This is a genomic window from Campylobacter sp. CFSAN093246 (genome assembly GCF_012889415.1).
GTDB lineage: Bacteria > Campylobacterota > Campylobacteria > Campylobacterales > Campylobacteraceae > Campylobacter_D > Campylobacter_D jejuni.
The window spans coordinates 1,086,356-1,111,803 of record NZ_CP040613.1 but is presented as its reverse complement, the minus strand read 5'-3'; the positions used below and the strand labels follow the sequence as shown (position 1 = coordinate 1,111,803).

The 25,448-nt window shown below is 31.0% G+C and carries 39 protein-coding genes; 13 read left to right on the top strand and 26 right to left on the bottom strand.

Going from position 1 to position 25,448, the window contains the following annotated elements:
* Window positions 1–124: 124 nt before the first annotated feature.
* The 15 genes from FBE87_RS05835 to FBE87_RS05765 form a co-directional block, all read right to left on the bottom strand.
* Window positions 125–634, bottom strand: coding sequence for a phage major tail tube protein (locus FBE87_RS05835; RefSeq protein ID WP_002865376.1), 510 nt, complete (start codon window positions 632–634; stop codon window positions 125–127).
* A gap of 26 nt (window positions 635–660) precedes the next feature.
* Entirely contained in the window at window positions 661–1,854 is a 1,194-nt protein-coding gene (locus tag FBE87_RS05830; RefSeq protein WP_039332501.1) for a phage tail sheath family protein, read from the bottom strand.
* 18 nt (window positions 1,855–1,872) lie between these two features.
* Window positions 1,873–2,880, bottom strand: coding sequence for a hypothetical protein (locus FBE87_RS05825; RefSeq protein ID WP_165433153.1), 1,008 nt, complete (start codon window positions 2,878–2,880; stop codon window positions 1,873–1,875).
* 100 nt (window positions 2,881–2,980) lie between these two features.
* Window positions 2,981–3,352 (bottom strand): DUF1353 domain-containing protein, encoded by a 372-nt coding sequence (locus tag FBE87_RS05820; protein WP_043012791.1) that lies wholly within the window; start codon window positions 3,350–3,352, stop codon window positions 2,981–2,983.
* Window positions 3,349–3,855: a DUF4376 domain-containing protein gene (locus tag FBE87_RS05815; protein WP_057036462.1), complete on the bottom strand. Its 507-nt coding sequence runs from the start codon at window positions 3,853–3,855 to the stop codon at window positions 3,349–3,351. Before FBE87_RS05815 ends, FBE87_RS05820 begins: the two co-directional genes overlap by 4 nt.
* A gap of 24 nt (window positions 3,856–3,879) precedes the next feature.
* Complete coding sequence (locus FBE87_RS05810) at window positions 3,880–4,911, bottom strand: phage tail protein (protein WP_100625241.1); 1,032 nt, start codon at window positions 4,909–4,911, stop codon at window positions 3,880–3,882.
* The gene (locus FBE87_RS05805; protein WP_100608269.1) at window positions 4,911–5,531 is read right to left on the bottom strand and encodes a phage tail protein I; all 621 of its coding nucleotides are present in this window, start codon (window positions 5,529–5,531) and stop codon (window positions 4,911–4,913) included. The genes FBE87_RS05810 and FBE87_RS05805 overlap by 1 nt, the downstream gene beginning before the upstream one ends.
* A 97-nt stretch (window positions 5,532–5,628) precedes the next feature.
* The gene (locus tag FBE87_RS05800) at window positions 5,629–6,795 is read right to left on the bottom strand and encodes a baseplate J/gp47 family protein (protein ID WP_100616497.1); all 1,167 of its coding nucleotides are present in this window, start codon (window positions 6,793–6,795) and stop codon (window positions 5,629–5,631) included.
* On the bottom strand, window positions 6,792–7,082 hold the full coding sequence (locus tag FBE87_RS05795; protein WP_002795239.1) for a GPW/gp25 family protein: 291 nt from the start codon (window positions 7,080–7,082) through the stop codon (window positions 6,792–6,794). Before FBE87_RS05795 ends, FBE87_RS05800 begins: the two co-directional genes overlap by 4 nt.
* Complete coding sequence (locus tag FBE87_RS05790; RefSeq protein ID WP_002795238.1) at window positions 7,079–7,270, bottom strand: hypothetical protein; 192 nt, start codon at window positions 7,268–7,270, stop codon at window positions 7,079–7,081. The genes FBE87_RS05795 and FBE87_RS05790 overlap by 4 nt, the downstream gene beginning before the upstream one ends.
* 8 nt (window positions 7,271–7,278) lie before the next feature.
* Entirely contained in the window at window positions 7,279–7,911 is a 633-nt protein-coding gene (locus tag FBE87_RS05785; protein ID WP_100608270.1) for a phage baseplate assembly protein V, read from the bottom strand.
* Window positions 7,911–8,225: a phage holin family protein gene (locus FBE87_RS05780; protein ID WP_002784492.1), complete on the bottom strand. Its 315-nt coding sequence runs from the start codon at window positions 8,223–8,225 to the stop codon at window positions 7,911–7,913. Before FBE87_RS05780 ends, FBE87_RS05785 begins: the two co-directional genes overlap by 1 nt.
* A 111-nt stretch (window positions 8,226–8,336) precedes the next feature.
* Window positions 8,337–8,585, bottom strand: a complete 249-nt coding sequence (locus tag FBE87_RS05775; protein WP_002784496.1) for a hypothetical protein — start codon at window positions 8,583–8,585, stop codon at window positions 8,337–8,339.
* Window positions 8,582–8,923, bottom strand: coding sequence for a hypothetical protein (locus FBE87_RS05770; RefSeq protein WP_100616499.1), 342 nt, complete (start codon window positions 8,921–8,923; stop codon window positions 8,582–8,584). The genes FBE87_RS05775 and FBE87_RS05770 overlap by 4 nt, the downstream gene beginning before the upstream one ends.
* A gap of 10 nt (window positions 8,924–8,933) precedes the next feature.
* Window positions 8,934–9,323, bottom strand: coding sequence for a D-Ala-D-Ala carboxypeptidase family metallohydrolase (locus FBE87_RS05765; protein WP_057033856.1), 390 nt, complete (start codon window positions 9,321–9,323; stop codon window positions 8,934–8,936).
* 146 nt (window positions 9,324–9,469) lie between these two features.
* Here FBE87_RS05765 and FBE87_RS05760 point away from each other — a divergent pair, with 146 nt between their 5' ends.
* The 12 genes from FBE87_RS05760 (at window position 9,470) to FBE87_RS05705 (ending at window position 19,341) form a co-directional block, all read left to right on the top strand.
* Window positions 9,470–9,904, top strand: a complete 435-nt coding sequence (locus FBE87_RS05760) for a hypothetical protein (RefSeq protein WP_002873731.1) — start codon at window positions 9,470–9,472, stop codon at window positions 9,902–9,904.
* A gap of 1 nt (window position 9,905) precedes the next feature.
* Window positions 9,906–10,721, top strand: a complete 816-nt coding sequence (locus FBE87_RS05755; RefSeq protein WP_002873730.1) for a phage protease — start codon at window positions 9,906–9,908, stop codon at window positions 10,719–10,721.
* Window positions 10,722–10,723: 2 nt separating this feature from the next.
* Window positions 10,724–11,251 (top strand): hypothetical protein, encoded by a 528-nt coding sequence (locus FBE87_RS05750; RefSeq protein ID WP_038401719.1) that lies wholly within the window; start codon window positions 10,724–10,726, stop codon window positions 11,249–11,251.
* A gap of 2 nt (window positions 11,252–11,253) precedes the next feature.
* The gene (locus tag FBE87_RS05745) at window positions 11,254–12,231 is read left to right on the top strand and encodes a major capsid protein (protein ID WP_002784507.1); all 978 of its coding nucleotides are present in this window, start codon (window positions 11,254–11,256) and stop codon (window positions 12,229–12,231) included.
* A gap of 114 nt (window positions 12,232–12,345) precedes the next feature.
* Complete coding sequence (locus FBE87_RS05740) at window positions 12,346–12,804, top strand: phage protein Gp36 family protein (protein WP_002855185.1); 459 nt, start codon at window positions 12,346–12,348, stop codon at window positions 12,802–12,804.
* A complete protein-coding gene (locus FBE87_RS05735; RefSeq protein ID WP_002803360.1) occupies window positions 12,797–13,396 on the top strand; it encodes a DUF1804 family protein in 600 nt (199 codons plus the stop codon). Before FBE87_RS05740 ends, FBE87_RS05735 begins: the two co-directional genes overlap by 8 nt.
* Entirely contained in the window at window positions 13,396–15,066 is a 1,671-nt protein-coding gene (gene terL, locus FBE87_RS05730; protein ID WP_052803392.1) for a phage terminase large subunit, read from the top strand. Before FBE87_RS05735 ends, terL begins: the two co-directional genes overlap by 1 nt.
* Window positions 15,067–15,075: 9 nt before the next feature.
* A complete protein-coding gene (locus FBE87_RS05725; protein WP_004297439.1) occupies window positions 15,076–16,446 on the top strand; it encodes a DUF935 family protein in 1,371 nt (456 codons plus the stop codon).
* 1 nt (window position 16,447) lies between these two features.
* A complete protein-coding gene (locus FBE87_RS05720; protein WP_100608272.1) occupies window positions 16,448–17,686 on the top strand; it encodes a phage minor head protein in 1,239 nt (412 codons plus the stop codon).
* A gap of 125 nt (window positions 17,687–17,811) precedes the next feature.
* Entirely contained in the window at window positions 17,812–18,186 is a 375-nt protein-coding gene (locus FBE87_RS05715) for a phage tail protein (RefSeq protein ID WP_052777709.1), read from the top strand.
* Window positions 18,179–18,370 (top strand): tail protein X, encoded by a 192-nt coding sequence (locus FBE87_RS05710; protein WP_002784520.1) that lies wholly within the window; start codon window positions 18,179–18,181, stop codon window positions 18,368–18,370. The genes FBE87_RS05715 and FBE87_RS05710 overlap by 8 nt, the downstream gene beginning before the upstream one ends.
* Window positions 18,364–19,341: a tail protein gene (locus FBE87_RS05705; RefSeq protein ID WP_002852060.1), complete on the top strand. Its 978-nt coding sequence runs from the start codon at window positions 18,364–18,366 to the stop codon at window positions 19,339–19,341. The genes FBE87_RS05710 and FBE87_RS05705 overlap by 7 nt, the downstream gene beginning before the upstream one ends.
* Here the strand turns inward: FBE87_RS05705 and FBE87_RS05700 are convergent.
* A complete protein-coding gene (locus FBE87_RS05700; protein ID WP_002784523.1) occupies window positions 19,338–19,622 on the bottom strand; it encodes a Mor transcription activator family protein in 285 nt (94 codons plus the stop codon). The two genes, FBE87_RS05705 and FBE87_RS05700, sit on opposite strands and share 4 nt — an antisense overlap.
* A 93-nt stretch (window positions 19,623–19,715) precedes the next feature.
* Here FBE87_RS05700 and FBE87_RS05695 point away from each other — a divergent pair, with 93 nt between their 5' ends.
* Entirely contained in the window at window positions 19,716–20,387 is a 672-nt protein-coding gene (locus FBE87_RS05695; protein WP_002876312.1) for an endonuclease, read from the top strand.
* Here the strand turns inward: FBE87_RS05695 and FBE87_RS05690 are convergent.
* The 10 genes from FBE87_RS05690 to FBE87_RS05645 all read right to left on the bottom strand — a co-directional run bounded on the left by FBE87_RS05690 (window position 20,379) and on the right by FBE87_RS05645 (window position 25,385).
* Window positions 20,379–20,654 carry a hypothetical protein gene (locus tag FBE87_RS05690; protein ID WP_002784526.1) on the bottom strand — a complete coding sequence of 92 codons (276 nt, stop codon included), beginning with the start codon at window positions 20,652–20,654 and terminating at the stop codon, window positions 20,379–20,381. The genes FBE87_RS05695 and FBE87_RS05690 overlap by 9 nt on opposite strands.
* A gap of 46 nt (window positions 20,655–20,700) precedes the next feature.
* Window positions 20,701–21,150, bottom strand: a complete 450-nt coding sequence (locus FBE87_RS05685) for a regulatory protein GemA (RefSeq protein ID WP_002876315.1) — start codon at window positions 21,148–21,150, stop codon at window positions 20,701–20,703.
* Window positions 21,147–21,839, bottom strand: a complete 693-nt coding sequence (locus FBE87_RS05680; RefSeq protein ID WP_057031538.1) for a hypothetical protein — start codon at window positions 21,837–21,839, stop codon at window positions 21,147–21,149. Before FBE87_RS05680 ends, FBE87_RS05685 begins: the two co-directional genes overlap by 4 nt.
* Complete coding sequence (locus FBE87_RS05675) at window positions 21,839–22,108, bottom strand: hypothetical protein (protein WP_002784531.1); 270 nt, start codon at window positions 22,106–22,108, stop codon at window positions 21,839–21,841. Before FBE87_RS05675 ends, FBE87_RS05680 begins: the two co-directional genes overlap by 1 nt.
* Window positions 22,105–23,067, bottom strand: coding sequence for a hypothetical protein (locus FBE87_RS05670; RefSeq protein WP_057031537.1), 963 nt, complete (start codon window positions 23,065–23,067; stop codon window positions 22,105–22,107). The genes FBE87_RS05675 and FBE87_RS05670 overlap by 4 nt, the downstream gene beginning before the upstream one ends.
* 108 nt (window positions 23,068–23,175) lie before the next feature.
* Window positions 23,176–23,583 carry a YopX family protein gene (locus FBE87_RS05665; protein WP_052797554.1) on the bottom strand — a complete coding sequence of 136 codons (408 nt, stop codon included), beginning with the start codon at window positions 23,581–23,583 and terminating at the stop codon, window positions 23,176–23,178.
* 10 nt (window positions 23,584–23,593) lie between these two features.
* Entirely contained in the window at window positions 23,594–24,025 is a 432-nt protein-coding gene (locus FBE87_RS05660) for a hypothetical protein (protein WP_002938698.1), read from the bottom strand.
* Window positions 24,022–24,294, bottom strand: coding sequence for a hypothetical protein (locus FBE87_RS05655; RefSeq protein ID WP_168977231.1), 273 nt, complete (start codon window positions 24,292–24,294; stop codon window positions 24,022–24,024). The genes FBE87_RS05660 and FBE87_RS05655 overlap by 4 nt, the downstream gene beginning before the upstream one ends.
* 71 nt (window positions 24,295–24,365) lie before the next feature.
* The gene (locus FBE87_RS05650) at window positions 24,366–24,851 is read right to left on the bottom strand and encodes a host-nuclease inhibitor Gam family protein (protein ID WP_024266021.1); all 486 of its coding nucleotides are present in this window, start codon (window positions 24,849–24,851) and stop codon (window positions 24,366–24,368) included.
* Window positions 24,852–25,046: 195 nt separating this feature from the next.
* On the bottom strand, window positions 25,047–25,385 hold the full coding sequence (locus FBE87_RS05645) for a DUF4406 domain-containing protein (protein WP_100608273.1): 339 nt from the start codon (window positions 25,383–25,385) through the stop codon (window positions 25,047–25,049).
* Between the last annotated feature and the right edge of the window lie 63 nt (window positions 25,386–25,448).

The window sequence follows — 25,448 nt, the reverse complement described above, 5'->3', positions numbered from 1 at the left end:
GCGGAAGTAATTCCGCCTAAGAAGCAACTAAAGGCTTCCCCACCCATTGCTACGCAATGCCCAAGAAGCCAAACTTTAATCCTAAAATCCCAGTATTGTTAATTAAACTCCGATTAATCAGTGTTTAAAGGGTTAAATTGCTTCTTACATCACTCATCATATCCACCCCATTTATCATTAAAATAGTGTTTTTATGATCGTAGGTAATGATTGGAATGTTATTGCGGCGTTGCATGTAAAAATGAACTGCCATTTTAATTTCAGCTTCCACCTCTTTTCCACTTTCATGATCACTTTCACTTATGCTTATAAACTCTCCTAAAAACTCAGCACTAATACCATAGTTTTTTCCACCTTTGTGAACACTTTCTCTAAAAAGCAAAGGAGCTTTAATCTCGCTAAAAGTAGTATGAAAGAAAGCCGCATAAAGCACTGGATCAACAACGGCTAATTTAAAGCTAATTTCTAAAGGCTTTAAAACCCCGCTACTATAATTTGCTCCTAAAACTCCTTTGGTTTCAATCATCTCTTGTTCTATATCAGGCAATTTTAAATTTCTAACCACTCCAAGATAACCTTGACCATCTATATAAATATTACCTTCCTGTATAACTTCGCCAATTATTCTTTTCATTTTTATTTTCTCCTTGTAAAAATTTATTAACTATCCGCACTAATAGTTTTAATCAAATCACTCGCCCATTTATCAGAGTAGATGAACTCTAAAGTGATTTGTTTAACGATTGGATTATTCATCATTTTTATATTTAGATAAAACTTACCAGCACTCACATTGGCATCTGTGTTTCTTTCTTCATCCCAGCTTACCTCATAGCCAATTAAAACCTTAGCTCCTTTTAAATCTCTTAGCAATTCTTCAATGCTGATTTTTATAAAATATAATTCACTTGCTTTTTTATCAATAGCCTTAAAAGCTGCTTTTTGTCCTGCTAGGGCTATACGATCAAAAGTTCTTACACGAGCTAAATCTTGCCAAATCGTATCTTCATGGCTAGTTTCCCCACCCCAAGAGCGATAACCTTCACCTAAAATACAAGTTGAAATATGAGCATTTCTTAATCTTTCTGCATCACAATCAAAGCCATTGATAAACTCTATAAAATGCTCTGTGCCAGTAACCCCATTCATCACTCTATTTGAGTAAGAATCACTGAAACCATATTCTTTATCCCCATCTGTATGGGCTATTAAACCTGCGATGATAGGAGATTGTGGAACATAAGCGTATTTTCCTTGTGTGTTTAAGATTTGAACCTGTGGCCAAGTGGCAATTAATCTTTTAGAGCTAAAAGCCTCCATTGTATTAATAGCTTCGCCAACATTTGTAGCGTAAAGATCCACAATAGCTGTGATATTCATAGAACTTGCCACACTTTCAAGCTTAGCCTTTACTCCTGCTTCATGTGAGTAATAAGGAGTAATGATTAAATCAGGACTAAAGCCTGTTTTATGTTTGGCTTTTTTAAAGGCTTCTATGGCATTAACAATATTGGTTAAAGTGTTTTCACTTTCCTCGCTTTCTTCAAAAAAGCTGACGATTATAACATTGCTTACATTTTGTAAGTTGATACATTCTAAAGTATCTAAAAGTCTAAAATCTTGTAAGTTATTTTCTTTGATTAAATCGTTTACAAATTCTTTTGCTTTATTTACATTTGAAAAGGCAAAGATTGGCATAGCTTCCACGCTTTCATAACCAGCCTTTGTGTAAATCATTTCTTTACTTGCACCTTTTAAGCTAGCCGCAATACCAATAGGCGTATCACTTTGCACTTTAATAGGACTTGCCGCACCATTGCTAATATTAAAATTAACTCCATAATTTGCTGCCATTATTCACTCCTTATTTCTTTACATTTTTTTGTATTTTTTGTTTTTTTTAGGATTTAAATTAAGCTCTTTTTTCATAACAATTTGATCTTGTTTAGAAATTTCAAATAAAAAGGCATAATCTCCATAAGTATCAGAACTAGCTTCTAACTTTTCAACATTAAAATCTTCACTTTGAATTTCTTGCTCACCTATAAAAATGGATTTTTTTACTCTTACATTGGTAATTTCTGTTTGACCATAATATCCATTACCTCTAGCAAAAAGCTTATTAGGCATTGGTGTATTTTCAAGTTCTATGCTTACCTCTCTCGTTCCTGAACTAGACCATAAGCAACACTCATCAGCGCCACCATTATATTTTTTAAACACATGGGCGATTTTGTGATAGGTTTCTTGATAAATACCACTTGTCTTAATCGTTCCTAAAATTTGGTTTTCTCCTGCAATAGGATTAGAATCTATAGTAAAATCGCTTCTATTAAGCCCATTGCCATCTTTAGTCATAGTGAATTTTGCGTTTTCATATTCATCTTGAACTTTATTTGGAGTAGCAAAACCATTTTCAAAACCAAGTCTTAAATCACTCATACAACCCCCATATTGTCCACCTGTGGTAGTGTTATCAAATGTGATAATGATTTTTTCTTTAGGGATAATATCATTGCTACCATCTCCTAGTAAATCAACCCAGCTTGTAAAATCATTATCATTAGCAGTGCAAATAAATAATTGCTTTTTACTTTCTACAACCGCCCAAATTTCTCCCACTTTAGCTTGTGTATTGTAGTTAGGTGGAGTTTTTGATATTTTTATGTTTGTATTTTGGAAATTTTGATCTTGTAAAATTTCCTCAATGAGACTTTTAAGCTCCTCTTTATTAACAAGCTCTTCTTTAAAAAGCTTTAGTTTTTTATCTATAAGCTCATTAACTTTTTGAGCATTAAGCTTATCACTAACTATAGGTTCACTTGGCTCTTTTGAGCCTTGATTAATATCTGGAATAAAAGAAATTCCATAATCTTTCATTTTAACTCCTTTTTATGCTTTCACTTTGTGCGAATAAAATCCGCCCAAAGTCGCTTTTACTAAAGCCCCCGTCCCACTGCGTGGGTAGCTCACCTTTTTTTTATTTTCCTTTTATCAAGCATTTTATTGCATGATAAAGATTGCAAGAATGATAAAATACAAAGATTTTAAACTTAGAACATCCAAGCAAAGTCATAGCTTCTTTTAATGCTAAATCAGCTGTCCTATAATCAGTTCTTGAATTTGCTTTTTCGCATAAAAAATCATGCACCACACAAGCGCTAAAATACTCACTTTTAAAAGGTGGAAACAAAGACCAAAAAAGGCGTGGGATACTTGCACTATCAGTTTTAAAGCCTTGTGGTACAATGCCTTTATAATTTGGCAAAGAAAAAGCATAATCACTAATCACTTCAAACCTGTCCTTATCGTATGGCTTTACACAAACCCTTTTTAATTCTGTTTTAGTCATTTTTCACTCTCCCAAACAATTAAATCAAGTTCTTCTTTGCTTTGTGCATTTCTAGCTTTTTCTTTTAAAGCACTTGCTTTAAAAATAGTTTCTTGCACAAAATAAGCCATGCTACTTGCAAAGAGTTTAAACTCTTCCACACTAAATCTTGTAGTTGAATTATCAAGTGCAATCCAATCAATATAAGGAATTAAATTAGGATTAACAAGAGCATTGGTTACTGCTCCATTAATTCTTAACTGATCTTCATTAGAACTTTGATAGATTTTACCTTTAAAAGAAAATCCACCATTTAGAATATTTTCTTTTTTTGCATTAATCTCGTTGATTTTTAACTCTTTTGCCTCGTTTAAAAGTTCTTCTTCGCTTTTAGGAGGATTTATTAAAGAGTTAAATTCTTCTTCGCTAATAGGTGTTAAGCCTGTTTTAATTTGCTCATCGCTCACTTCATCCTCATAAGCATAAATTTGATTATTATCGTTTTTGTCTATAAAATATTTCATTTTTTCTCCTTATTTGCTTGATGCTTATCTAAGCTCCATAAAAGATACAATGCTTTTGCTTGGGTAAAATCCGCTGTGTTCTGGTGTATTTAATCTGTATTGCCCATTTGGTGGAATGATTCCAAAACCAAAATAAGTTCGACTTACTCCACCATTGGATAATGAAGTTTGAAACATAGAAACTACAAATTGCTCACTACAAGAAAAACTGACACCCCCACTTGCACTAGCATTAACTTGAAATTTGGCTGCTATGGGTTTTCCTGTATTATTTGTATAAGCTACATCAAAGGCTCTCGAAACATTTTGCCAAGCTTGATTTACTCCCAATCCTCCTATTAAGCTAGGAGCTTGTTCTTTTAAGGTAGCTAAATTTACAAATTGATTGTCATTTGTAGCTTTTATAGAGCTTGTAGGTAGTTTGGTAAAGTTTTTAGCTCCTGTAATGGTTTGATTAGTAGCTAAAGTAACATATTTGGCAATTTCTGTATTAAATTTATTTTCTAAAAGATATTTAGCAAACTCACCCCATACTTTTTTAAACTCTGCATCATATTTTTGCGTTAAAGCATCAATTTTAAGATTGAGTTCCACTTTAATAGCATCCACATAATCACGACTTGCCATAATCACACTAGGATCTAGTTTTAAAATAACTTCCTCTGCATTAGAAAGCTCCATGACAATTTTTATCATAAGCTCTTTAGCACTGCCTTCTTTTAAGATAGGTTTATAAGTGCGTGGGACATTTCCAACTGCAAGCAAATCTCCTGCTTCATCATAAATGCCTACTGCATTAACCTCAAACCCGCCCACATCGCTTGGCACATGACACATTAAATTCACATAGTTTGGATTGCTTTCATCCATGCTTTTGCTACTAATATTAGCTTCATATACAATCTCTTCTAAGCTTTGCATTTCTTCACTGGGCAAAATAACTTTTGAACTTAATTTAAAGCTTTTTAAATTGATACCATTTCCACTTGCTCTTGCGGCAATAAATTTAGCAATGCCAATTTTTGTTAGTATGGTATAGTATTCACTTTTTGCCATTAATACACTCCTTTAAAATCAATATTAGTTCTTGTTATTTCACACATAAAAACACCCATTGCATTTAAACTTGGTTTCTGATTGTTTTCAATTTGCGTGGTTTGAAAAGGTAAGATTTCTATAGTTTCTCCACTTATTTGTGCATTAGCATTAAAACTATCATTTTTACTTTCAATCTCTATTTCAATTGCTTCTAAAACGCTTCTAACATTTTTAAAATCATAAATTAGTCTTTCTAAAGTATTAAGCGTTCTTTCATCAAAGCTAACATTAGTTGTGCTTACTTTAACTTTAAAAAAATAAGGCTTTCCACCATAATTAAACCACTCTTTAACCACTGCAGTAGGAAATACGGCTCTTAAAGCTTCTTTTATAGCCCAAGTTGTGCCGTTGTATCTATCTAAAAGCAAGGCTTTAGATATAAGCTTTCTTGATTCTTTTTCATTTAAACCATCAATACTTACATCATAAGCATTAGCTAAAATTGACAATAATCTTTCATCGCAATTTAGAGCTAGATTTGTGATACTAGCTAAATTTAAATCTTCAAATCTTGTTTTAGCACTTAAATCAATGGCTTTGCTTTGTTTTGGATGGTGGTTTAGTATTAGTGTATTCATAGTACTGCCTTTTTTATGCTATCACTTTGTGCAAACGAAATTCGCCCAAAGTCGCTTTTACTGAAGGCTTCCCGACCCATTGCTACGCAATGCCCCTTCATAGTACTGCCTTTTCATAACTAAGTGAAAAGCTAAGGGTTGCAAACTCATCATCAGCTATTATTATATTTTCTAAGGGCAAGTCTTTTAATTCTTGCTCTTCTTCATTTATGATTTTTTCTTTAATGCTTAAAATTTCGCTTTTATAAACTCCGTCCTGATGAAGGCATTTATAAATAAATCCCAGTGCTAAATCCACACTTAAATCAAAGTCCTTTTGCAAAGCATTAATCTTCTGGCTTATTTCATTAGCCCTAGAAAGCTCTAAAAGCAAAAGTTTGGCATCTACGATAAACTCTCTTTTTTTAGCTAATTCTACATTTACTTCATCAGTTAAAGGTCTTCGCTCATCCGCACTTAAATACTCTTTAACCACATCAACGCTTAATTCATCTTCACTTTTAATGATAACTCTTACTTTTCCTGCTCCATTGTTTAAAGCTTTTATGGAAGCTACTTTTGCACTTGCGCTTAAAGCGTGATAGATATAGCCTTTTTCACTTCCTGCGGTTGAAAAGCGATGTACACTCATTATGGCTCTTTCTCTTAAAGCCTCATCGCTTTCTTCACTGGCTCCACCTTTGAAAAATTCTAGTTGTTTAATCTTAGCTACAAAAGGCAGTGGAGTTTGTAAAAACTCGGTTTTACTTTCTTTACTTTGAATAAATTCATCAAGTTCTAAAATACCTTGTGCTTTACTTTGCCCTTTTTTAATCACCACTTCTTCTTTTAAAGTGGCAAGGTCTGCTTTTTCATTTGAAAAAATTGCACCTTTTGGGATGATGACATCATAAGTAAGTAAAGTATTTAATTCAAACTCTACTTTAGCTGTGGGCTTAACCCCTTTAAGCCTTTGTATCAAATAGCCATTAGCTACTACATTATCTAAATCACTTCCCTTTGCATAATGAAGATAAGTTGCTTTTATACTCTCATTAATTCTTGCTCTAATTATCATTTCTCTATAAGCTAAAGCTTCTAAAATGGCTTTAAAAGGGTCAGATTCTAAAAGCTCTACATTATCTTTTAAAAAGCTTTTAAAAAGTTCTTCATAGGCTTTTAAAAGCTTTTCATAATCAAGCTCTTCTATGATTTGTGGATAAGGGATATCCTTTAAAAAGCTTTGTTTAAAATAGCTATCATTTGCACTTAAAAGCTCACTCATTTGCCTAGCTCCATGGTTAAATCCCCATAATTTTCAAAAAGCAAGGTAATGCTTAATTTATTGTCTTTACACTCATTAAGTCTCACACCTTTTAGCTTTACTCTTTTTTCCCACTTTGAAATTGCTTCTGCAGTGTATCTAGTAAGCTTTATCTTAAAATCATCATCGATTTTTCTATCTATGAGTGTATAAAGTAAAGAACCATATTCAGGTCTCATTACTCTTGAGCCTAAAGGAGTGATTAAAATGTCTTTGATACTTTCTTCGATGCTTACCATGTAATTCATTTTAAACCTTTGTAAAATTCAAAAATGTTTTCTAGCATTTGCGAAAATCCTAAAAACATAAAAGCTATAAAAAAGCCTATAAAAATGCTTTTAATAAAGAAGTTTAGGTTTAAAAAAGCATAAAATGCCCCCATGCAAAAGAGCATAAAAAAGACTAATGAAAATAAAAGCAAAAATAATTCTTTCATAGTTTTTCCTATCTTGGCGAAGCTGTGGCACCACAAGTACAAGAATGGATATGATTTGTTAAATCACCTTTGCTATCGCTTATATTTCCACTAACTTGTAAATTGCCTATTAAGTTTAAATTTCCTTTTATGCTAAAAGTACCACTTGCCCCACCTTCGCCACTTGTAGAAATTGCTCCTGCAATTTGAGTATTACCATTTAAATTAATACTTGGAGCGTTAAGCGTTATGGTATTAGCGTTTGTAGTATGATTTTTAGTATTTAAGGTGTTGTTTTGGTTATGGGTGGTTTTATCTACACAAGTGATATTTATATCTTTAACCACATCAAGTTTTAAAGTACTACTCTTAGAGTTGTATTCTAAATGCGTTCCATCTTCAAAATCTATATTAAAAGTATTTTCATCTGTGTTTTTTGCTCTATGTTTTTCTTGGTAAAGCCCACGCAAAATAACTCCACTATTTAAATCCCCACGCACAGGTATGACTAATACTTGCTCTCCTATTCTTAAAGGAGAAAAGCTCACTGCATAAGAATTAGCTAGACTTTGAAAAACACTTAAAAAATCCGTTACCATATCTCCAATAGCAACCTTAGCTTTACCTTCTTTAATGTCGCAAATGATGCCAAGTTCGTTCATTATAGTTTTTCCATTTTTTTATTAATTAACTTTTCTACAAGTTGCTCAATTTTAAGCAATGCATCTGTCCCCATATAAGCTGCAAAACCACCCACTGCAACGCTAAGCTTTATGCCAAAATTAAGATAATTTACAATTTCAAAAACTAGATATGCCACAAACATAGAGCCTAGCATACCTTTTAAAAAGAGTGTAAATTTACCTTTTAAATTAAGAGCTTTGCTTAATTTATTTTTTGTTACAATTCCTACAAGTCCAGCTATAAAGCTTACTATCATTAAAACCATATATACAAATATATCTTCTAATTTCATTGCTAGTTCCTTGTAAAAATTTCAAATAAATATAATAAAGCTAATGCAAAAGTTGAAAACAAAAGAGCTATAAGAAGATCTTTTGCAATGCTTTTTTGATTTATCATTTTATTATTTTCTTTCATCTTTCTCTCCTGTGCAAAGCTTGGCTATATTTTCAACTTCTAAGTAATATTTAGAGATTTCTTTAGCACTTTCTAAGTCTTTTTTGTCTAAAGGCTTTAAAGGAAGTTTTAAAGGGCATTTAATAGGAACTTTAACTTCTTTGATTTCAGTTTTAATCAAAATATCTTTAGAAGCACAAGCGCTTAAAAAAACAAAAGGTATAATTAATAGGAAAATTCTCATTTTATCATTCACTTTTCTGCTCCTAAAATATTAAATAATTCTTTATAAGCTTTAAGTTCACTCTCACAGCTTTTATCTTTAATAAAAACCTTATCCACTTTTAAAACTTCTTTTAAAGTCTCTTTGGGCTTTAAATCAAGTTTTAATTTATCAATAGCTTTATTTTGCTGGGCTAATTTATCTTTAAAAACATTGATTTCATTGCTAAAATGCAAAGCTTTAAGTTTTAGATTTTCATTTTCTAAAGCTAAAGCATTGTTTTTTAAATATAAAAAACCACAAAGAGCAATTAGAACAAAAAAAGCTATTTTTAAAGGACTTAAAAACCTTGATAAAATAAAACTAAACACAATCTTTTCCTTATGGATAAGTCCATCTTGCTTTTTTGCCTCTAGTGTCTAAATGTACAAACCCAGCATAAGGATCATTAAAATTATGCTTTATGGCAATTCCCAAGCTCCTTTCGCCATAGGTGTTTAAAACATATTGATGAACTTCTTCTGTTTTAACTCCTTTAACCACAAAGTCTGCTGCACTTCCTATAGTGTGTTGGCTTTTAGGGGCTCCACCAACCTCTGCATTATGCTCTTTGCAGCGATATCCACTATTTATAATAACAGGAGCATTGTAATGTTCTCTGATTTCACAAAGAATGTCTATAAGCTCATCACTTGGCACATTTTGAGGCAATTCACATTTGCCGCATTTACATTTAAATTCGCTTTCTTTAAAATAAGGGTTATTTTTCATTTTCACTCCTTTAAATGTCGTAAGTTTAGTTAAAAAGCTGACCCAAAAACTAGAAAAATTTTGTGCTAAAACTCTTTGAAAAAATAATTTGCTTGATTAAAAAAAGAACTCATTTTAAAATTGCCGCTAATTTTTAAAGGATGAAAATGCTTAAAAGTTTTGAAAATGAGCTTTTAGAACTATTAAAAGATTTTAAAGCAAAAATGTATTTAGGCGAGTTTGAAGACACCCAAAATATAGCAAGTTGTATTAATAATTTAGATGCTTCGCTTTTGCTTGATTTTGAAGGAGAAAGTTATAAAGATTTAGAAAATAAAGTGGGAACTTGGAAACTTTATATTTTAACCCATACAAAATCAAAAGCTCCTAAACACAGAATTGATGCTAAGCATAAATTATTTGATGCAATAGAAGCTGTTGATAAAGTGCTTTTAAATGCAGAACCTAGCAATGGTTTTAGAATAGAGCTTAAAGATCTTAAAAAGGTTTACGAAGGAATAAGCGATCATGGCTATTTAAGCATTTATGCAAGAACTTTGCAAAGTAGCTTTTTATCAAAAGATGATTTTTTAAGGATTTAAAATGCTTTTTATCAATAAAGAAAATTTAGTCGAAGTTAGCAATGATAAGCCCATAAAAGTGGCAATTAAGGGTGAGTGGAAAGGGCATAATAATGGCAGGTTTAAGGTTGATGATAAAGATTTAAACTCAATGATTGATAATTTTAATCAAAAAAAGATTGATTTGGTTATTGACTATGAGCATCAAAGCTTAAAAAATGAAAAAGCACCTGCTGCAGGTTGGATTAAAGAGCTTTATTTGGAAAATGATGCCTTAATGGCTAAGGCTGAGTTTAACGAAGAGGCTAAAAAATATATAACAAATAAGCAATACCGCTATTTATCCCCTGTGTTTGAATTTAATTCAAAAGACAATAAAAGTGGAGAACTAGTAAGAGCTAAGCTTCACTCAGTCGCACTAACTAATACGCCATTTATTGATGAGCTAGGCGAACTTATTGCTAACAAAAATAATATTCATCAAAACAAAGGAGAGAAAATGGATGAAAAAATCAAAGAGCTAGAATCTCAGATTATAGCTTTAAAAAATGAAAATAGCTCACTCGCTTTACAAAATGAAGCTTTAAAAAAACAAAACGAAGAAAGCGTTAAAAACTTAGCAAGCTCTTTAGTTGATAATGCTTTAAATAGCGGAAAAATTGCTAATTCCCAAAAAGAATGGGCGCTAATGTATGCTTGTAAGGATTTAGAAGGCTTTAAAAGCTTTTTAGATACCGAGAATGATCAAGTGCAAGTTCCAAAAAATAATGTTTTTGCAAATAAAAACACAGCAAAAACTAATGAGTTTGATGTTGTGAAAATGATGTTAGGGGATTAAAAATGGCTAAAGCTAAAAAAGAAACCCAAAACCTAGAAAATGAAGACTTGGAAACTGGAGACTTACCTAAAGCTTTGTCTTTAGAAGATGAGAACCTAGTCAATGAAGAAGCTGTGAGTGAAAATGAAACCACTAAGGAATTTATAAATGAAAAAGGAGAAGAAATGCCATCAAAGGTCACACCAAAAAGCTTAAGCAATGATCCTTTAATTGCTATGCCAAAAAGCCTTGAAAGTTTTATCAATAAAGATTTGTTTTCAATTAATGCGAAAATAGATCTTGAAACTAATGGAAGCTTAGCTCTTGGAACGCTTTTAATCAGCGAAGATTTTGGAGAAAGCTTTAAAAAATGTCCAAATGAAGATATTAGTGCAAAAGAAAATGTTAAATTAGCAATGCTTAAAGATCACGCTCTTAGTTCTGGAGTTTATGGGGTTTTATTAGCAGGAGAAATCAATTTAAAAGGCGTTCATGTAAGTGCGGTTAAAAAGGCTTTTATGCAAAATTTAATTATTAATACTAAGGAGTAAAAATGGATTTAGAGCAACTTTTGGAACTTTTTTCAAGTACAAAAATAACTGAAGTTATTAATCAAACCAAAGCTTCACCTCGCTTTGTAAGTGATACTTTTTTTAAGGATAAAATCCCAAGTTTAGAGAGCACCGTAAGGGTTGAAATTATAAAAGGTGCTGGAATTGTTTTAAATAGCATTTCAGATAATGGGGAACATTCTTTAGAAAATACTAAAGACGCTTATATTTTAAATATACCTTTACCACGCTTTGCATTAGCAAAAAGAATCAGTGCGAGTGAGATTAATTCTTTAAGGTCTTTAGCATTACAAGAAGCTCAGGCTAAAAGCTTAAGTGGAGCTCTTGGGGTTTTGGTTAAAGAAATGAAAGAAAGCTTTAACACTACACTTGAATATATGGCAAATGGTGCTTTATTTGGCAAGATTTTAGATGGCAAAGGAAATGTGCTTTTTGATTTTGGAAGTGCAAGTAAGAAAGCTGTTAGTGTTAAAAAAGATGGGAGTGTGACTTTAGCCAGCATTTGTGATGCGATTGATTCAGCAATTATTGATGAATTTGGAACAAGTGCTGATTATGAAGTGCTTTGTGGAAATGAACTTTTTGCGGCTATTTCTAACTTGGCATTAAGCGAAGATCTTTATAAAAATCATCTTGCAAGTAGGGATGAGAAAGATAAGTCCTTAATTTTATATGGCACCAAATATCGCCGTTATAGTGCAAAATATAAAAATACAAATGGAAAAAGCGTTGAATTTTTAAAAGGCACTGAGGGTATGGTTGTGCCAAAGGATAATTCTAATCGCATTTATTATACAAGAGCAAATCATACTGATGCTTTAGGAAAAGCACCAAGTTTAATGTTTGTTTCTAAGCCTGAGATTTTACCTCGTGGGGCTGGAATTGAAATTGTAGGCGAAATGAGAGCCATGCCAGTTTGCACCAGACCAAATGGACTTATTAAGCTTGTTTTAGAGTAAAACGCACAATTTTAGCTTTAAAGGCAAAAAATGCTTTTAAAGCTAAAAAGATATTAGAAAAAGATTTTAAACGATTTTAACCATATTTTAACCACATTAAAAAAGGTTTTTTAAATGAATTATCAAGACATTTTAGAAGAAAAGCTTATCACAGAAACTAAAACGCATTTTTTTATGATAGATGAAAAGGATTTAATCAAAGAATTAAGCGTTCATGCCATAGCAGAGCTTAGCGATTTAAATGCTGATGGGGTTTGTGATAAAGAAGTGATTGATGATGCTATTAATGATGCACAAAGTTATATTGCAAGTTTTATAAAGATACCTAAAAACCCAACTCCTCTTTTAAAAGATATCTGTGTAAAGCTTACAATTATGGAATTAAAACGCCGAAATGATTTTCCAAAAGAAAGCTTAGAAGAGATTAGAGAGTGGGCTAATGATTTACTTTTAAAAATGGCAAATAAAAAAATTCCAACTGAAATCAACGAAGATAACTTTATCCCACAAAACAAAGTTAGAGCGTTTAAAATTAAAAGAAAAAGAATGGATTTAAGGAGATTAAATGGCTAAAAATTTAACTTCCACCACAAAGCCTAAGATGGCAAAGGTCGGGTGTGGCCTTCAGGTGGGTGCAGAGAGTGAAACTCCTGCTCGTAAGGATAAATTTACTTCATCCGCGAAGTCTCAAAACAACTTAAAAGATTTAGCAAAAGAACTTTATATTGCAGGTTTTGATATATTTAAAATTGCAAAAATTTTAAACCGCAATGAAAAAACGATTAGAAACTATAAAGCCAAAGATGGCGATTGGGATAAGCAAAAAGCTAATCTTTTAACTTCAAAAATAAAAGATAAAGAAAGTGCCTCATTATATGAAAGTTTTACTGAGCAAATGTTTTGTGCGATTGAAAATATAAATACTGATGAAAAAATGAATGCAGAAAAGAAAACTGAAGCCATTGCAAGGATAGGCGATAGCTTTTCAAAAATGAGAAAGGTTGCAAGATTAGAAGATCCAAGTAGCTATCGTTTAAATGTTGCTAAAAAAGTGGTTGAAATTATCATAAGTCATTTAAAAAATGATAAAGATTGCGTAGCAAAACTTGTATCACTTTTAGAAAGTGGAGTGATAGAAAAAGAAATTTTAGCAATGGATATTTAATGCTTTTTTCCAAAGAAGAACTCGATGAGTTTTTAATCTCAAACGAACAAAAGCACGAAAACACTCCAAATGAACTAAAAGGTGCTATGCAAAGAAAAGACTTTTTAGAATGGATGGATGAGCTAAAAAATGAATTAAAAACTCAATTTTTGCATGAAAGCCATTTAGATCCTACTTTAAAAGAAGAAAGAATTAAAAGAGCGAGTGTGGATTTTGATTATTTTGCAAGAACTTATTTTCCGCATTATTTTACCATTAAAGGAGAATGTGGCTTACATTTGCACTTAAATGAAGTTTTTACAAAAATCGCACTTAAAAAAGAAAGCAAAGGTGAAAAACACGCCATAGCTGCACCAAGAGCTCATGGTAAATCCACCTACACTTCACAACTCTTTCCTTTGTGGTGCTTAGTTTTTAATTATAAAAGCTTTATAGTAGAGATTTCAGATGCGGTCGAACTTATGGAAGGAATGCTTGAAGCTATTAAAGCAGAGCTTGAAGATAATCCGCATTTAAAGCTTGATTTTCCCGAAGTAGTAGGAATTGGCAAGACTTGGCGCGTAGGAGAGTTTGTAAGTAATAATGGCGTAAAGATTAAAGCCTTTGGCAGTGGTAAAAGACTGCGTGGGGTTAGATATGGGGTTAAAAGACCTGATTTAGTTATTTTAGATGATTTAGAAAATGATACTAATGTCAGGAGTAAAGATCAAAGGGATAAATTAGAAGATTGGGTGGATGAAGCGGTTTTAAACTTAGGGAGTGCGGATGGAAGCTTAGATGTGCTTTATATTGGAACCATTTTACATAATGATAGTGTTTTATCTAGAAAATTAAAGCTTGGTTTTTGGAATCCTAAAGTCTTCCGTTCCATCGAAGAGTTTCCGCAAAGGCTTGATTTATGGGATGAATACGCCACGCTTTATAGAAATACTGATTTTAATACCGCTCATCAATTTTATTTAAAAAATAAAGCTTTAATGGATAAAGGGGCTAAGGTTCTTTGGGAAGAAGCCAAAAGCTTAGAAGATTTAATGAAGTTAAGGGCTGAAAATCTAAAAGCTTTTAATAAAGAGCAACTCAATAATCCAAGAAGTGAAAATCAAATCTTTAGCCTTGATGGCATTAATTTTTATGATGATTTACCCGCCATTAATCAGTATTATATGTATATTGACCCAGCAGGAGAAAAAGCAAAAAGTGACTTTACTGCGATTACCATTATTGGCAAAGGTGCAAAGGGTTTTTATGTAGCAGAAAGCATCGTAAAAATCTTAAAAGCACAAAGCATTATAAAAACCATTTTTAATCTTCAAAAGATTTATAAATGTCGCTTGATTGAAATTGAAACTAATGGCGGTCAATTTTTCTTGAAAAAATGGTTACAAGAAAAAAGCTTAGAAAGTGGAGTTTTTTTGCCTTTGCGTGGTAAAAATAATAGCGTTAGCAAGTTTGAACGCATTGAGAGTTTAAGCCTTGCTTTTGAAAATGAAGAGCTTTTTTTACATAAAAGCCAAACTATGCTTATAAATCAACTTTTAGAATTTCCAGAAGGGAAAAATGATGATGCACCTGATAGCTTAGCAGGAGCATTTTTATTAGCAAGAACTAAAAGTAGCATTAAAAGAAGAAAGCATCATTTTAACTCTGTTTCAAGAATAAGGCGTTTTTAAAGGAAAAATATGAAAAAAGAAATCAAATCCAAAAGAGAAGTGATATTAAAAAACAATAGTCTTATAAACACTCTTATAAACTCAAGCTATTTAAATGTGCTTAAAATCAGCGAGAACGATCAAAAAATGATTTTTAAAGATCTAAGCTTTACTCAAGCTCATCAATCACGAAGGAGTGTGATTTTAGCAAAAGAGCTTCAAATCGTTTGTGAAAACGAAAAAATAAAAGAAAGCTTTGAGTATCTTTTCAATCCTGATTTATTAAGTCAAATCTTAGAAACCTATCTTTATGGGCTTAATGTATTTGAAGTTAATTACAAGTTAAAAGATGGTTTTTACTATCCAATCTTAAAACAAAGAGATTTTAGAAATTTTGGCTTTAATGAAAATGATGAGTTAGTTTATAATGGCAATGGTTGCGAAGAAATTGTGGAAGATAAAAAAGCAATTTATGGACTTTTTGGCTCTAATTTTTTATTTAAAAATGGCGATGCCTTATTAACAAAGCTTTATTTTCCAGTAAAGCTTAAAAATGCAAGTTTAAAGTTTTGGATGGAGTTTTTAGAAAGATTTGGTTCTCCTTGGGCAGTTGCAAAAACAGATAGCGATCCTGATGCACTAGCTTCTGAAATTCATCAAATGTTAAATGGCGATAGTGCGGTCATTGATAAAGAAGAAGAGCTTGATTTAATCCAGCCAAAGGCTAAGGCAAATTATAATGAAATAATAGATTACTTAGATAATCAAATAAGAAGCGTGGTTTTAGGAGCTAATTTAAGTTCTCAAGTAAGCGGAGGTTCTTTAGCAGCGGCTGAGTCACATAATCAAATAAGAAAAGATTTAGCCGCCCAAGATGGACAAATCGTTCTTTTTATTTTAAATCGTGCCATTAAGTTTTTCAAAGAAATCAATCATTTTAAAGATGAACTCTATGTGCAGTTTTTTAGCGAAGCAGAACCAAAAAGTGAGCTTTGCGAAAGGGATTTAAAACTTTTTAACATGGGCTTTTGCTTTGATGAAGAATACATTAAAAACACTTATAATGTAGAGGGTGAGCTTATAAGAGAGACTTTAGAAAAAAAAGACTTTAAAGATTTAGAAAATGATAAAAAAGTCTTTGAAAACAAAGTAAAGTTAGAGAGCTTTGAAGAAGATTTTATTGACAAAGGATTAGAACAAAAAGAATACTTAAAAGTCGATGAGAGCATGTCAAAGTTTTTTCAAGAGCAATTTGAAAGCATTGTAAAAGATTGTAAAGATTTTAACGAGGCACTCAATAAACTTAAAGAAAATTTTTCTAGTTTAGAGCAAAGCGAGTTTGAAAAACATCTTTTTATAGCTTTAAATAATTCCAGTATTTTAGGATACTTGGAGGATTAAAATGACAGGTGCAAAAATAGGATTTTTTTCAGAACCTACTAAAGCTGTTGATTTTTTAAAAAATAAAAAGCCAGAGCTTAGTTTTGATTATGATGAACTTTCATATTCAACCCATAAAAAAGTCTTTACTATTGCTAAGCTTATGGATGAAAGCTTGTTAAAAGATATGCAAGATACTTTAGTAAATGCTATTAAAAATGGGGATAAATTTAGCACTTGGAGTAAGATTGCAGAGGAGAAATTAAAAGCTAAAGGTTGGTGGGGTTCAAAGGAAGTTATAAACCCTAAAACAGGTGAAGTTAAAAAAACTCATTTTAATAGTGCAAGATTAAAAAAAATCTTTGAGGAAAACTCAAGAAAAGCTAAAGCTAAAGCTATCTATGAAAATCAAATGAAAAGCACTAAACCTTATTTTAAATACTGCACCCAAAAAGATTCTTTGGTTAGGGACAAACACAGAGCCTTTGATGGCATAGTTTTACATAAAGATGATCCTTTTTGGGATAGTCATTATCCGCATGTAACTATGCATGATTATGGTTGCAGGTGTTATGTTTTAGAAGTAGGTGAAAGTGAAGTTAAAGGCCTAAAAATACCACCATCGAATGCCAAAGAAAGCGAATTTAATGGCTTTAATGATGAAGAGCTTTTAGATGAGCTTTATAAACAAAAAAACACTGAAGTCATTCAAAACTTTATAAAGCTTGATATGTTAAGTGCAGCGGCTAAAAAAACAAAAGAAGTTAAAAGCTTCACTCATCAAAAAGAACTGTACACTTGGCAAAAAAGCTTAGATGATATGGTGGATGAAGTCATCATTAAAGATAATCAAAAATATCCTATCAATTTCATACAAGTAGGTAAAATGGATAAAAGCACCAAAGAGTTTTTAGAAAAACTTAATAAAAAAGACTTAGAAGACTTATACTTTACACTGAGCAAAAACAATCTTTTACACGCAAGTCCTAAAAGAAAGGCAAGTTATAATCAGGCTTTAAGCGCGGATGAAATCAAGCAAATTGTTAAAGTTTTAGATGAAGCAAAAGAAGTGTATTGGGATAATGCAAATAATTCTTTATTGTATTTCTTTGAAGATAAAAAAGATGCTAGTCGTATCAATAAAATTGTAATTACCCCTGATTATAAGCTAAAGAAGTTTGGTAAAACCAATGCAATGGTTACATTAGGAAAAGTAGAAGCGATTAATAAAGATAATAAGACATATATTAAGATCAGATAAGGCGGTGAGACTTGCACTCACAATACATACCCCAATTAATTTGGACTATCCTACTACTACATTTTAGGTATCAACCTTATCTAATTAAGATAATTTTAGCTTGATGAAACTAAAAAGGAGTTTAAATGGTTTTAGCTTTAGGAGAATTTGAGTTTAAAGCTTTAAATTTTGATAATTTAGAAAGAAGCTTAGAATATAACATACAAAGTCAAAATAGGCTTAATAATCATAATGCTTTATTTGCAAGTTCTAAAGAAAGCGAAAAGATTAAAATACAAGGCAAAACTTTACCTTTAAAAGGGGATAGAAATACTTATTTAGATAAGCTTGAGAATATGGCAAAAGAACAAAGATCTTTTATCTTAACAGGAGCTAATGGAAAGTATTATGGTAAATTTGTGATTTTATCCTTAAATGAAAACAGAAGTGCATTTGTAGATGGAAGTGGCTTTGTAACACAAAGCTTTAGCATGGATTTAGAAAGGGATTTTGATGAGTAAGATTTACATAGCTAAAAACAACGAGAGGCTTGATAGTATAGTCTATAAGCATTATGGGACACTTTTGTATTTTAATCAAGTTTTATTAGCCAATCCAAGATTAGAGCCTCTTTTAAAAACAGGAGATAAAGTGATTTTACCTAGTATTAAAATCAAAGAAAGCAAGGAAAAGGCTTTATGGTAAGAAAACCTAAGTTTAAACTTATTGCCAAAGGTGAGGATATCACAGAAAAACTTTCTAAAAATCTTATTAGCATTAGTTATGAAGATAAAGAAAAAGCTGAAAGTGATGAGATAAGTTTAAGTGTTTTTGGGCTTTATTCCAAGCCACTTTTTGGGGATAGTTTAGAGCTTTGGCTTGGCTTTGAAAAGCTTTATAAATGTGGAAGCTTTAGTGTGAATGTAGTGAGTAAAAACTATACTTCAAATACTACTGAAGTTAGAGCAAGTGCTATTAATTTTAGTGGAAAAGGCAGCGTTAATATAAAAGAGAAAAAGACAAGAAGCTTTGAAAACACTACTCTTTTTACCATAGCAAGAAAAATCGCAAATGAAAACAATCTAAAAATCAAAACAAGTGGCGAGGATCAAAATATAGTAAGCATTTTACAAAATAATCAAAGTAATTTAGAATTCTTGTATAGTATATGTTTTGATTATGGTTTTATTTGCTGTGTAAAAGAAAATACTTTAATCATTACTCCAAAAGATGGTAAGATTGGCGATAATGCTGCTAATATCACAAGCAAGAATGAAAATTTACCCTTATTTGAAATAGCTTTAAAAGAATGTATTTCATTAGAAATTTCAGAAAGTGCTAGAAATGAATATAGTGCCGTAATAGCAGAATGGCAAGATATAAATGAGGCAAAGATAAAAAGCATAAAAGTAGGAAGTGGGGAGAATATATATAAAATGCAAATCTCACAACCAAAAAATGATAATGAAGCTTTTAAAAAAGCACAAGCAAAACTCAATGAGCTTCAAAAAGGTGGATTAAATGGAAGATGTGAGCTTATTGGGCGTGAAATAAGAGCAGGTGGAAAACTTAAGATTAAAGATATTAATATGGATCATTATGAATTTAGTATTAAAAGCGTGAGTCATAGTTTTAATGACCAAGCTTATATAATTAGCGTGGAGTTTGAGAGCTAAAACAAACTTGGTTCTAAATTTTCTCTCAATTCTTTAGTGATTAAATACACCGCATTTAAACTTAAATCGTATTTTTTAGCACATTCCACACTTGCATTTTTAGTGCTTATTCCCTGTTTTATGAGTGTTTTAAAATCCTGTTTTAATTCTTCATCTCTAAGTAAGGTTTTGTAGCTTGGTATATAAATATTTGCACCGCCAAATTCTTTTAAGATTTCTCGTTTGTCGTTATTTTTCACAAAATCAATAAAATATTCAAAGTATTCGTTATTGCTAAGCAATGCTAGTCCTATTTGAGTGTTTTTGCAAATTATAGCAAAAAAGCTAAATTTTATTTAGTAGGGTATAATTTTAAAAAATAAAAAGGAGAATAAATGAAAAAAATAATAAGCGTTTTAATACTTGCTTTAAGCTTATTAAATGCTAAAAGTTTTGAAGAAAGCAAAAAAGAATTAGTAAAATTTTATAATGATCTAGGGAGCTCTTACTGGTATGATTTTTATTGTCAAGCACCTTTTAAGGTTAATAAAAAAGGAAAATATATTAGTTTTGAAGTGATTAAAAGTGATTTATATGCTCCTAGAAACGAATACACCAAAAAAGGAAAAATTAACCAAAGAATCAAACGCATAGAATGGGAGCATATTATGCCCGCCCAAAACTTTGGAAAGCATTTACCTTGCTGGAAAGAAGGTGGCAGAAAAGCTTGTAAAAATGATCCAACTTTTGCAAAAATGGAAGCCGATAAACAAAACCTAGTTCCAGCCATAGGAGAGATAAATGGGGATAGAAGCAATTTTAGATATGCTGAGGCTCCTACTAATTTAAAATATACTCAATATGGAAATTGTAAGGTTTATACTGATTTTAAAGCAAAAAGATTTTATCCTGCAAATTATTCTAAAGGCTGGATTGCAAGAAGCTATTTATATATGAGCAAAACTTATAATATCAGATTATCCGACCAAGAAAGAAAACTTATGGAGGCTTGGGATAAACAATACCCTATGGATGAGAAAGAAAAAAGAATTAGAGCATTACTCTAATTCTTTGCAAACTTTAGCCACAATTTCATCTATATCAATAACCAAGCTTTTATCTTCTTCCTCAAAACTCTCATCAAGTTTTTCTCTGATATTACAAACCACATTAAGCAAAATCCCAAAATCTTTATCAGTTTTAATCTGATGAGTGATTCCATTATGCATTATTTCAAGGCTTGTTCTTTTTGCAGCAAAGGCAATTTGTGAGTGTTTTTCTATGCCTAAGGTTAAAAAAAACTCTGCATCGTAAGAATGTATTTCTAAAATCATTTTAATCTCCTTTTGTTTTGATGAGACAACATTAGCTTCGTTTGGCTTAATGTGTGCTGTTGTTTTCTAAATTTTTTAGCCCTAGGATAACTTTATTAGCATCTTCTATACTTAAATACCAAAGATGCAAAGGTCGCTTTTTTACAATATTATTAATAAACTCTCTTAAAGCCCACTGAGTAGGATTTTTAGCATTTTTACTCCAAATGGCTTGTATCATATTAAGTTGCTTTTTTGTAGCCCTTCCGCTTTTAGTGTTTTCTTTTTTAAAATACCTTGCTTTTTTGGTATTTTGCTTTTTTAAAAACTTTTCATCATAGCCCAAAGTTATAGCAAAGTCCCTAAGTTCATCTATGCTTAAATCCTTACTTGAAGCTTTGCCATATCTTTGATTTAAAACCCAGCGATAGCTTTCATCATCGCTTAAATTAGCATCTTTTCTTAAAGTATGAATGATTTTAATTAAGTGCTTTTTTAAAGTGTTTTGAGTATTCATTTTTTAGCCTTTAAAATTTGCTCTAGTTTTGAAGTGAATTTATCAATATTTGCATTATAAAGCTTATTTTGATTCTTTTTGTATTCTAAATAGTTTTGCTCGTAATCTTTATTTATTTTAGTTTGGCTAGGAATTTGAGTTTTAATAACAGGGCTTATTTCAATTTTATTATCAAAAATAATTTTATCTTGGTTTTTAAACATATATTCAACTAGCTTATTATAAAACTCTCCTACATTCAGTGGTTTTCTTTGCTCATCACAAAGCTCTTTATTAGCATTAATAAAATAAAGATTATCTCCACAATCAACATGCTTTAAAACAGGCTTTCCTAACTCATCATAAACAATGTTACCATCATAATATCTAAGTACAAAAGAATATGAGAAATCTCCTTTTTTTGTTTGAAAAATAAAACGATTTGAAAATGAAATGAAAAGCCATTCTAAAAAAGACTCTATATTTTTGTACCTTAAGTTTAAATCAAGCTCTGCAAAGGCACACACAAGGGAAAGTTTCTCATAACTTGTGCCAACAAATTGTTTTTTTAGCATGGTTAAATCATAGTATTTTTTAAAGCCTAGTATATCTTTTGGTGTTTTAGCTTTAAAATAAAGTTTTTCTATGGCCACAGCTTGAACTTCGCTAATACCAAAAAGCTCTTTTAGCGCCTCTTTTGCATTATCCATTAAAACTCCTCTTCTAGCCAAGAAGCTAAAGCTTTTTGCTTATCTTTATTTTTGTATTTGTTCGCTAACTTTGGAAGCCAAGTTGAATTAAGCGCTCTTTTCCAGCATTTTAAAGGCTTTTTATTAGCCATGAGCCATCTTCCATCGTCTTGCTTATAGTAATTTATAAAACTATCTGCTATAAAATAAGGGATAGAGCAAGAGTTTTTAGCATTAAACTCATCAATGGCTTTAATTAAATCTTCTTTGCTTGGAGGGTTAAATTTCATAACTCATCCCCAAATAAGCTTAATTCTTTGTCGTTGCTGTCTTTATTGTCAGCTTTTAAACTTTTCCAAACAAAAGTGCGACCATTCTCTCCGCCAAGCTCACTTTCCCAAAAAACACCTTTAAATTTCTCTAAAGTATTCCTTGAAAAATTATCACTCCTACTGACATCAAGAGCTAATAAAATCTCACTTGTGCTTAGGCTTTTTTCGTTTAAAAGCTTTAAAACTTTATCTATAAAAGCTTCTTCTTTATCGCTGATTTTAGCGTTTTGCAAGTCGGTGTTTTTAATATTTAGAGTTTTTGTATTGATAAAAAAGGCTTGATCTTTAATTCCTGCTCTTTCTTTTTGCACACTAAGCAATACTTCAAAGCCTTGTTCTAAGTTAGCCACTTTTTGTAAAAAATACATGCAATCACTTGAGTTTCTAATATGATTTGAGCCTTTAAAAGCTCTGCCATCTTTTGTAGAATGGTGTAAAGCCATAATGGTTGCCCCACATTCTCTTAAATTCATGAGTAAAGACATTAAAGACATCATTTTAGTATCATTATCAATATCTGCAAAATTGCGTAAAGAATCAAGTACAAATAAAACCCCTTCATAGCTTCCTGCTACGCCTTTGCCTTCAATCATTTCTAAAAGCTCATAAGCTGAAGTTTTTAAGCTTGATCTGTGAATATAAGTGAATTTGCTTTCATTTAAAATAAGTTCACCAAAACCTCTTTCATTTAAAACATTTAAAGGATTATCCATGTCAACATAAACGATGCTTTTAACCCTTGTATCTTTGCAAAGTGTTTTAGAAATGGCGGCACTTAAATAACTTTTTCCACTTCCACCATTTGCATAAATAATAGTTATTGCTTTTTTAACTAAAAAATCAGGGATTAAAAACTCTAATTTCTCGTTTAAATCTTTATTTTTTAACTTAAACTCATTTAAAAAATCCAAATTCATCTTTTTTCCTTGCTAAAACTTAATCAAGCCCATTAAATCAATGGACTTTGTTAAATTTTTTGGCTTTTTTAACATATTTCATTTTTATGTTAAAATTTTTAATATTTTTTAACATTTCAAAAGTTCAGGATTTTCATGGATATTGCCAATGACACTCATATTTTTATCTGAAACAAGCATTTTTAACAAATTGATATCAGCAGGATTTTTTTTCCTATAAAGGTTTTCATTACAGTCTTTATCATAGATGATTATTTTAAACATTTTATAAGTATTATCTCTTGTAATATAATAAATTTCTTCAAGCGATTCATTTTTGATAATATCATTTTCATAGATTTTATTTCCGTTTTTATCAAAATAGCCAGTCCATAGCTCGATTTCAAATTTATTTCCATTAAGATGCGCCACTCTAGTTAATACATCAATCATTAAAAGAGAAATAAGACACTTATTTGTTTCGTGTCTCTCAGTTTCGTTGTTCCAAATCCTAAAATCAAAATCTTGTAGTTTCATTATTTATCCTTTAAAAAAACTTTTTAAAAAAGCCTTTGTTGCTTTGTTCGTTTTCATATTCTTTTACAAGTTTATTAATATTTTCAACTAATTCGCTTTTTTCTAAAATTTGTGTAATTTCATTATCTAATCTAAAAACTATGTCTTCTTTTTTTCTACTTTCTAAAAAAGCAAGTGTTTCAAGTAAATTATTACCTATAACCCCACAAAGTTTTTGCATTGAAATATCTATATCATTAAGTATTTTTATAGTTTTTGAATTTTGTTTTACACCAAAAAGATAATGGTATTCAACTTCTTTGCTTTGAAATATTTCAAAACATTGCGTATATTGTTCTCCATTAAAAATCTCAAGAACAACAAAATTTTCATCTTGAAATATTCTAAAACTCTTAATTGTTTCTGCTAAGATATAAGTATTATTAATTTTGACTGATTTCATTTGTTATCTCCATTTATGCTTTTTATAGTTTTTTGCCATTCCTCATCGCTTTTAAACTCATTATTAAGTTCTTTTAAAAGTTTAAGTGCTTCATCATTAGACAAATTAGAAACAATAGCTCTTATTCTTTCTAATGGCTTGATATTCTTATGGATAATTCCAAAGAATTCCTCTTGCTCTTTTGTGCTTAAATCTTCAAAAAGTTCAGCCAAATCATGAGCATCTATATCTTCTAAATCACTCGCATCTATGCTTACATTGACATACATTTTTTATCCTTTTGTTTTAAATTAAGTTTTAAAAACTTAATCAAATCCGCCTTAGCGGACTTGTTAAATTCTTAATTTTGAATTTCTAAGCTTTCAATCTTTGGCTCTATTCTAAAATTATCTTTTACAACTCTTTTAAGTCCTAATTTTACTAAGGTGCTATCTTCAAGCTCTGCAATGGCATCTTTATTAAGTTCTTCTTTATAAGTAATGCAATCATTGAGTCCATAGCTTTTTAAAGCTTTGATTAAATTGTCAAATTTTTCTTTCACTCTTGGTAAAGAAACGCTTTTACTTAAGCGATAGCCAATCTTGCCAAAGGTAAATTCTTTGCTTCTTTTTTCTGCAAACTCGTGTTTATTATTTTCGCAAAAAGTGGTGATACATTGCTCTATGTATTTAAGTTCATCACTTAAAACCTTAATCTCTCCTGCACGAGCTTCTTTAATCTCATTGCAAGCTAAAGTTACCTCGCCATTAATCTTTTCTATTTTTACACTAAGTTCTGCCACTTTTTTAAGTGCTAAATTAACATCTTCTAAATTATTTATTTGCATTTAAATCTCCTTTTAAATTAAATTTGTTAATTTGATAATCCCAAAGAACTACGCCATATCTTAAAAGCACTGCGTGTTTAGTTCTTTTCTTAACTATCCTTAAACCTTTTTTTTCACGCAGTGTCGCGGAGCCTTCAGGTGGGTTAAGGGAGTGTAGCTCTTTATCGCAAAAGGTGGCTTTGCCACATTGCGAAGTCAAAGAGGCAACTCCAAAACTAGCTCTTTAATGCCAAGCTTTTTAGCTAATGCTAATTCTTCTTGCATTCCCTTAGAATACTTAGCATCTTTATGATTACTCATATAAATATAATCACTTGCTTTTAAAAGCTCTAATCCCATTTGTAAAGCTTTGTCTCTGTGTTTGTTTTCATCCAAATAACTAAATTGTAGTATGGGTGAAACAGGTGTAAAGCCTTCACATTCACGCATAATTTTTAAGCATTCTTGCTGAGCTATGCTAATAGCTTGTGCTTTTCTTTGACTTTCTCTTACTACTAAAGCTTTGTAAGGAGAGGCTACATAAACTAATGCCATTGTTAATCCTTTCTAATAATTTTAGGGTTTTACCCTTTTTAAGTCTTCTTAAAAAAAGACTTA

What these genes read in the sequence shown, in the direction of transcription:
- FBE87_RS05835 (WP_002865376.1), bottom strand. Translation starts at nt 634, where the DNA reads ATGAAAAGAATAATTGGCGAAGTTATACAGGAAGGTAATATTTATATA.
- FBE87_RS05830 (WP_039332501.1), bottom strand. Translation starts at nt 1,854, where the DNA reads ATGGCAGCAAATTATGGAGTTAATTTTAATATTAGCAATGGTGCGGCA.
- FBE87_RS05825 (WP_165433153.1), bottom strand. Translation starts at nt 2,880, where the DNA reads ATGAAAGATTATGGAATTTCTTTTATTCCAGATATTAATCAAGGCTCA.
- FBE87_RS05820 (WP_043012791.1), bottom strand. Translation starts at nt 3,352, where the DNA reads ATGACTAAAACAGAATTAAAAAGGGTTTGTGTAAAGCCATACGATAAG.
- FBE87_RS05815 (WP_057036462.1), bottom strand. Translation starts at nt 3,855, where the DNA reads ATGAAATATTTTATAGACAAAAACGATAATAATCAAATTTATGCTTAT.
- FBE87_RS05810 (WP_100625241.1), bottom strand. Translation starts at nt 4,911, where the DNA reads ATGGCAAAAAGTGAATACTATACCATACTAACAAAAATTGGCATTGCT.
- FBE87_RS05805 (WP_100608269.1), bottom strand. Translation starts at nt 5,531, where the DNA reads ATGAATACACTAATACTAAACCACCATCCAAAACAAAGCAAAGCCATT.
- FBE87_RS05800 (WP_100616497.1), bottom strand. Translation starts at nt 6,795, where the DNA reads ATGAGTGAGCTTTTAAGTGCAAATGATAGCTATTTTAAACAAAGCTTT.
- FBE87_RS05795 (WP_002795239.1), bottom strand. Translation starts at nt 7,082, where the DNA reads ATGAATTACATGGTAAGCATCGAAGAAAGTATCAAAGACATTTTAATC.
- FBE87_RS05790 (WP_002795238.1), bottom strand. Translation starts at nt 7,270, where the DNA reads ATGAAAGAATTATTTTTGCTTTTATTTTCATTAGTCTTTTTTATGCTC.
- FBE87_RS05785 (WP_100608270.1), bottom strand. Translation starts at nt 7,911, where the DNA reads ATGAACGAACTTGGCATCATTTGCGACATTAAAGAAGGTAAAGCTAAG.
- FBE87_RS05780 (WP_002784492.1), bottom strand. Translation starts at nt 8,225, where the DNA reads ATGAAATTAGAAGATATATTTGTATATATGGTTTTAATGATAGTAAGC.
- FBE87_RS05765 (WP_057033856.1), bottom strand. Translation starts at nt 9,323, where the DNA reads ATGAAAAATAACCCTTATTTTAAAGAAAGCGAATTTAAATGTAAATGC.
- FBE87_RS05760 (WP_002873731.1), top strand. Translation starts at nt 9,470, where the DNA reads ATGCTTAAAAGTTTTGAAAATGAGCTTTTAGAACTATTAAAAGATTTT.
- FBE87_RS05755 (WP_002873730.1), top strand. Translation starts at nt 9,906, where the DNA reads ATGCTTTTTATCAATAAAGAAAATTTAGTCGAAGTTAGCAATGATAAG.
- FBE87_RS05750 (WP_038401719.1), top strand. Translation starts at nt 10,724, where the DNA reads ATGGCTAAAGCTAAAAAAGAAACCCAAAACCTAGAAAATGAAGACTTG.
- FBE87_RS05745 (WP_002784507.1), top strand. Translation starts at nt 11,254, where the DNA reads ATGGATTTAGAGCAACTTTTGGAACTTTTTTCAAGTACAAAAATAACT.
- FBE87_RS05740 (WP_002855185.1), top strand. Translation starts at nt 12,346, where the DNA reads ATGAATTATCAAGACATTTTAGAAGAAAAGCTTATCACAGAAACTAAA.
- FBE87_RS05735 (WP_002803360.1), top strand. Translation starts at nt 12,797, where the DNA reads ATGGCTAAAAATTTAACTTCCACCACAAAGCCTAAGATGGCAAAGGTC.
- terL (WP_052803392.1), top strand. Translation starts at nt 13,396, where the DNA reads ATGCTTTTTTCCAAAGAAGAACTCGATGAGTTTTTAATCTCAAACGAA.
- FBE87_RS05725 (WP_004297439.1), top strand. Translation starts at nt 15,076, where the DNA reads ATGAAAAAAGAAATCAAATCCAAAAGAGAAGTGATATTAAAAAACAAT.
- FBE87_RS05720 (WP_100608272.1), top strand. Translation starts at nt 16,448, where the DNA reads ATGACAGGTGCAAAAATAGGATTTTTTTCAGAACCTACTAAAGCTGTT.
- FBE87_RS05715 (WP_052777709.1), top strand. Translation starts at nt 17,812, where the DNA reads ATGGTTTTAGCTTTAGGAGAATTTGAGTTTAAAGCTTTAAATTTTGAT.
- FBE87_RS05710 (WP_002784520.1), top strand. Translation starts at nt 18,179, where the DNA reads ATGAGTAAGATTTACATAGCTAAAAACAACGAGAGGCTTGATAGTATA.
- FBE87_RS05705 (WP_002852060.1), top strand. Translation starts at nt 18,364, where the DNA reads ATGGTAAGAAAACCTAAGTTTAAACTTATTGCCAAAGGTGAGGATATC.
- FBE87_RS05695 (WP_002876312.1), top strand. Translation starts at nt 19,716, where the DNA reads ATGAAAAAAATAATAAGCGTTTTAATACTTGCTTTAAGCTTATTAAAT.
- FBE87_RS05690 (WP_002784526.1), bottom strand. Translation starts at nt 20,654, where the DNA reads ATGATTTTAGAAATACATTCTTACGATGCAGAGTTTTTTTTAACCTTA.
- FBE87_RS05685 (WP_002876315.1), bottom strand. Translation starts at nt 21,150, where the DNA reads ATGAATACTCAAAACACTTTAAAAAAGCACTTAATTAAAATCATTCAT.
- FBE87_RS05680 (WP_057031538.1), bottom strand. Translation starts at nt 21,839, where the DNA reads ATGGATAATGCAAAAGAGGCGCTAAAAGAGCTTTTTGGTATTAGCGAA.
- FBE87_RS05675 (WP_002784531.1), bottom strand. Translation starts at nt 22,108, where the DNA reads ATGAAATTTAACCCTCCAAGCAAAGAAGATTTAATTAAAGCCATTGAT.
- FBE87_RS05670 (WP_057031537.1), bottom strand. Translation starts at nt 23,067, where the DNA reads ATGAATTTGGATTTTTTAAATGAGTTTAAGTTAAAAAATAAAGATTTA.
- FBE87_RS05665 (WP_052797554.1), bottom strand. Translation starts at nt 23,583, where the DNA reads ATGAAACTACAAGATTTTGATTTTAGGATTTGGAACAACGAAACTGAG.
- FBE87_RS05660 (WP_002938698.1), bottom strand. Translation starts at nt 24,025, where the DNA reads ATGAAATCAGTCAAAATTAATAATACTTATATCTTAGCAGAAACAATT.
- FBE87_RS05655 (WP_168977231.1), bottom strand. Translation starts at nt 24,294, where the DNA reads ATGTATGTCAATGTAAGCATAGATGCGAGTGATTTAGAAGATATAGAT.
- FBE87_RS05650 (WP_024266021.1), bottom strand. Translation starts at nt 24,851, where the DNA reads ATGCAAATAAATAATTTAGAAGATGTTAATTTAGCACTTAAAAAAGTG.
- FBE87_RS05645 (WP_100608273.1), bottom strand. Translation starts at nt 25,385, where the DNA reads ATGGCATTAGTTTATGTAGCCTCTCCTTACAAAGCTTTAGTAGTAAGA.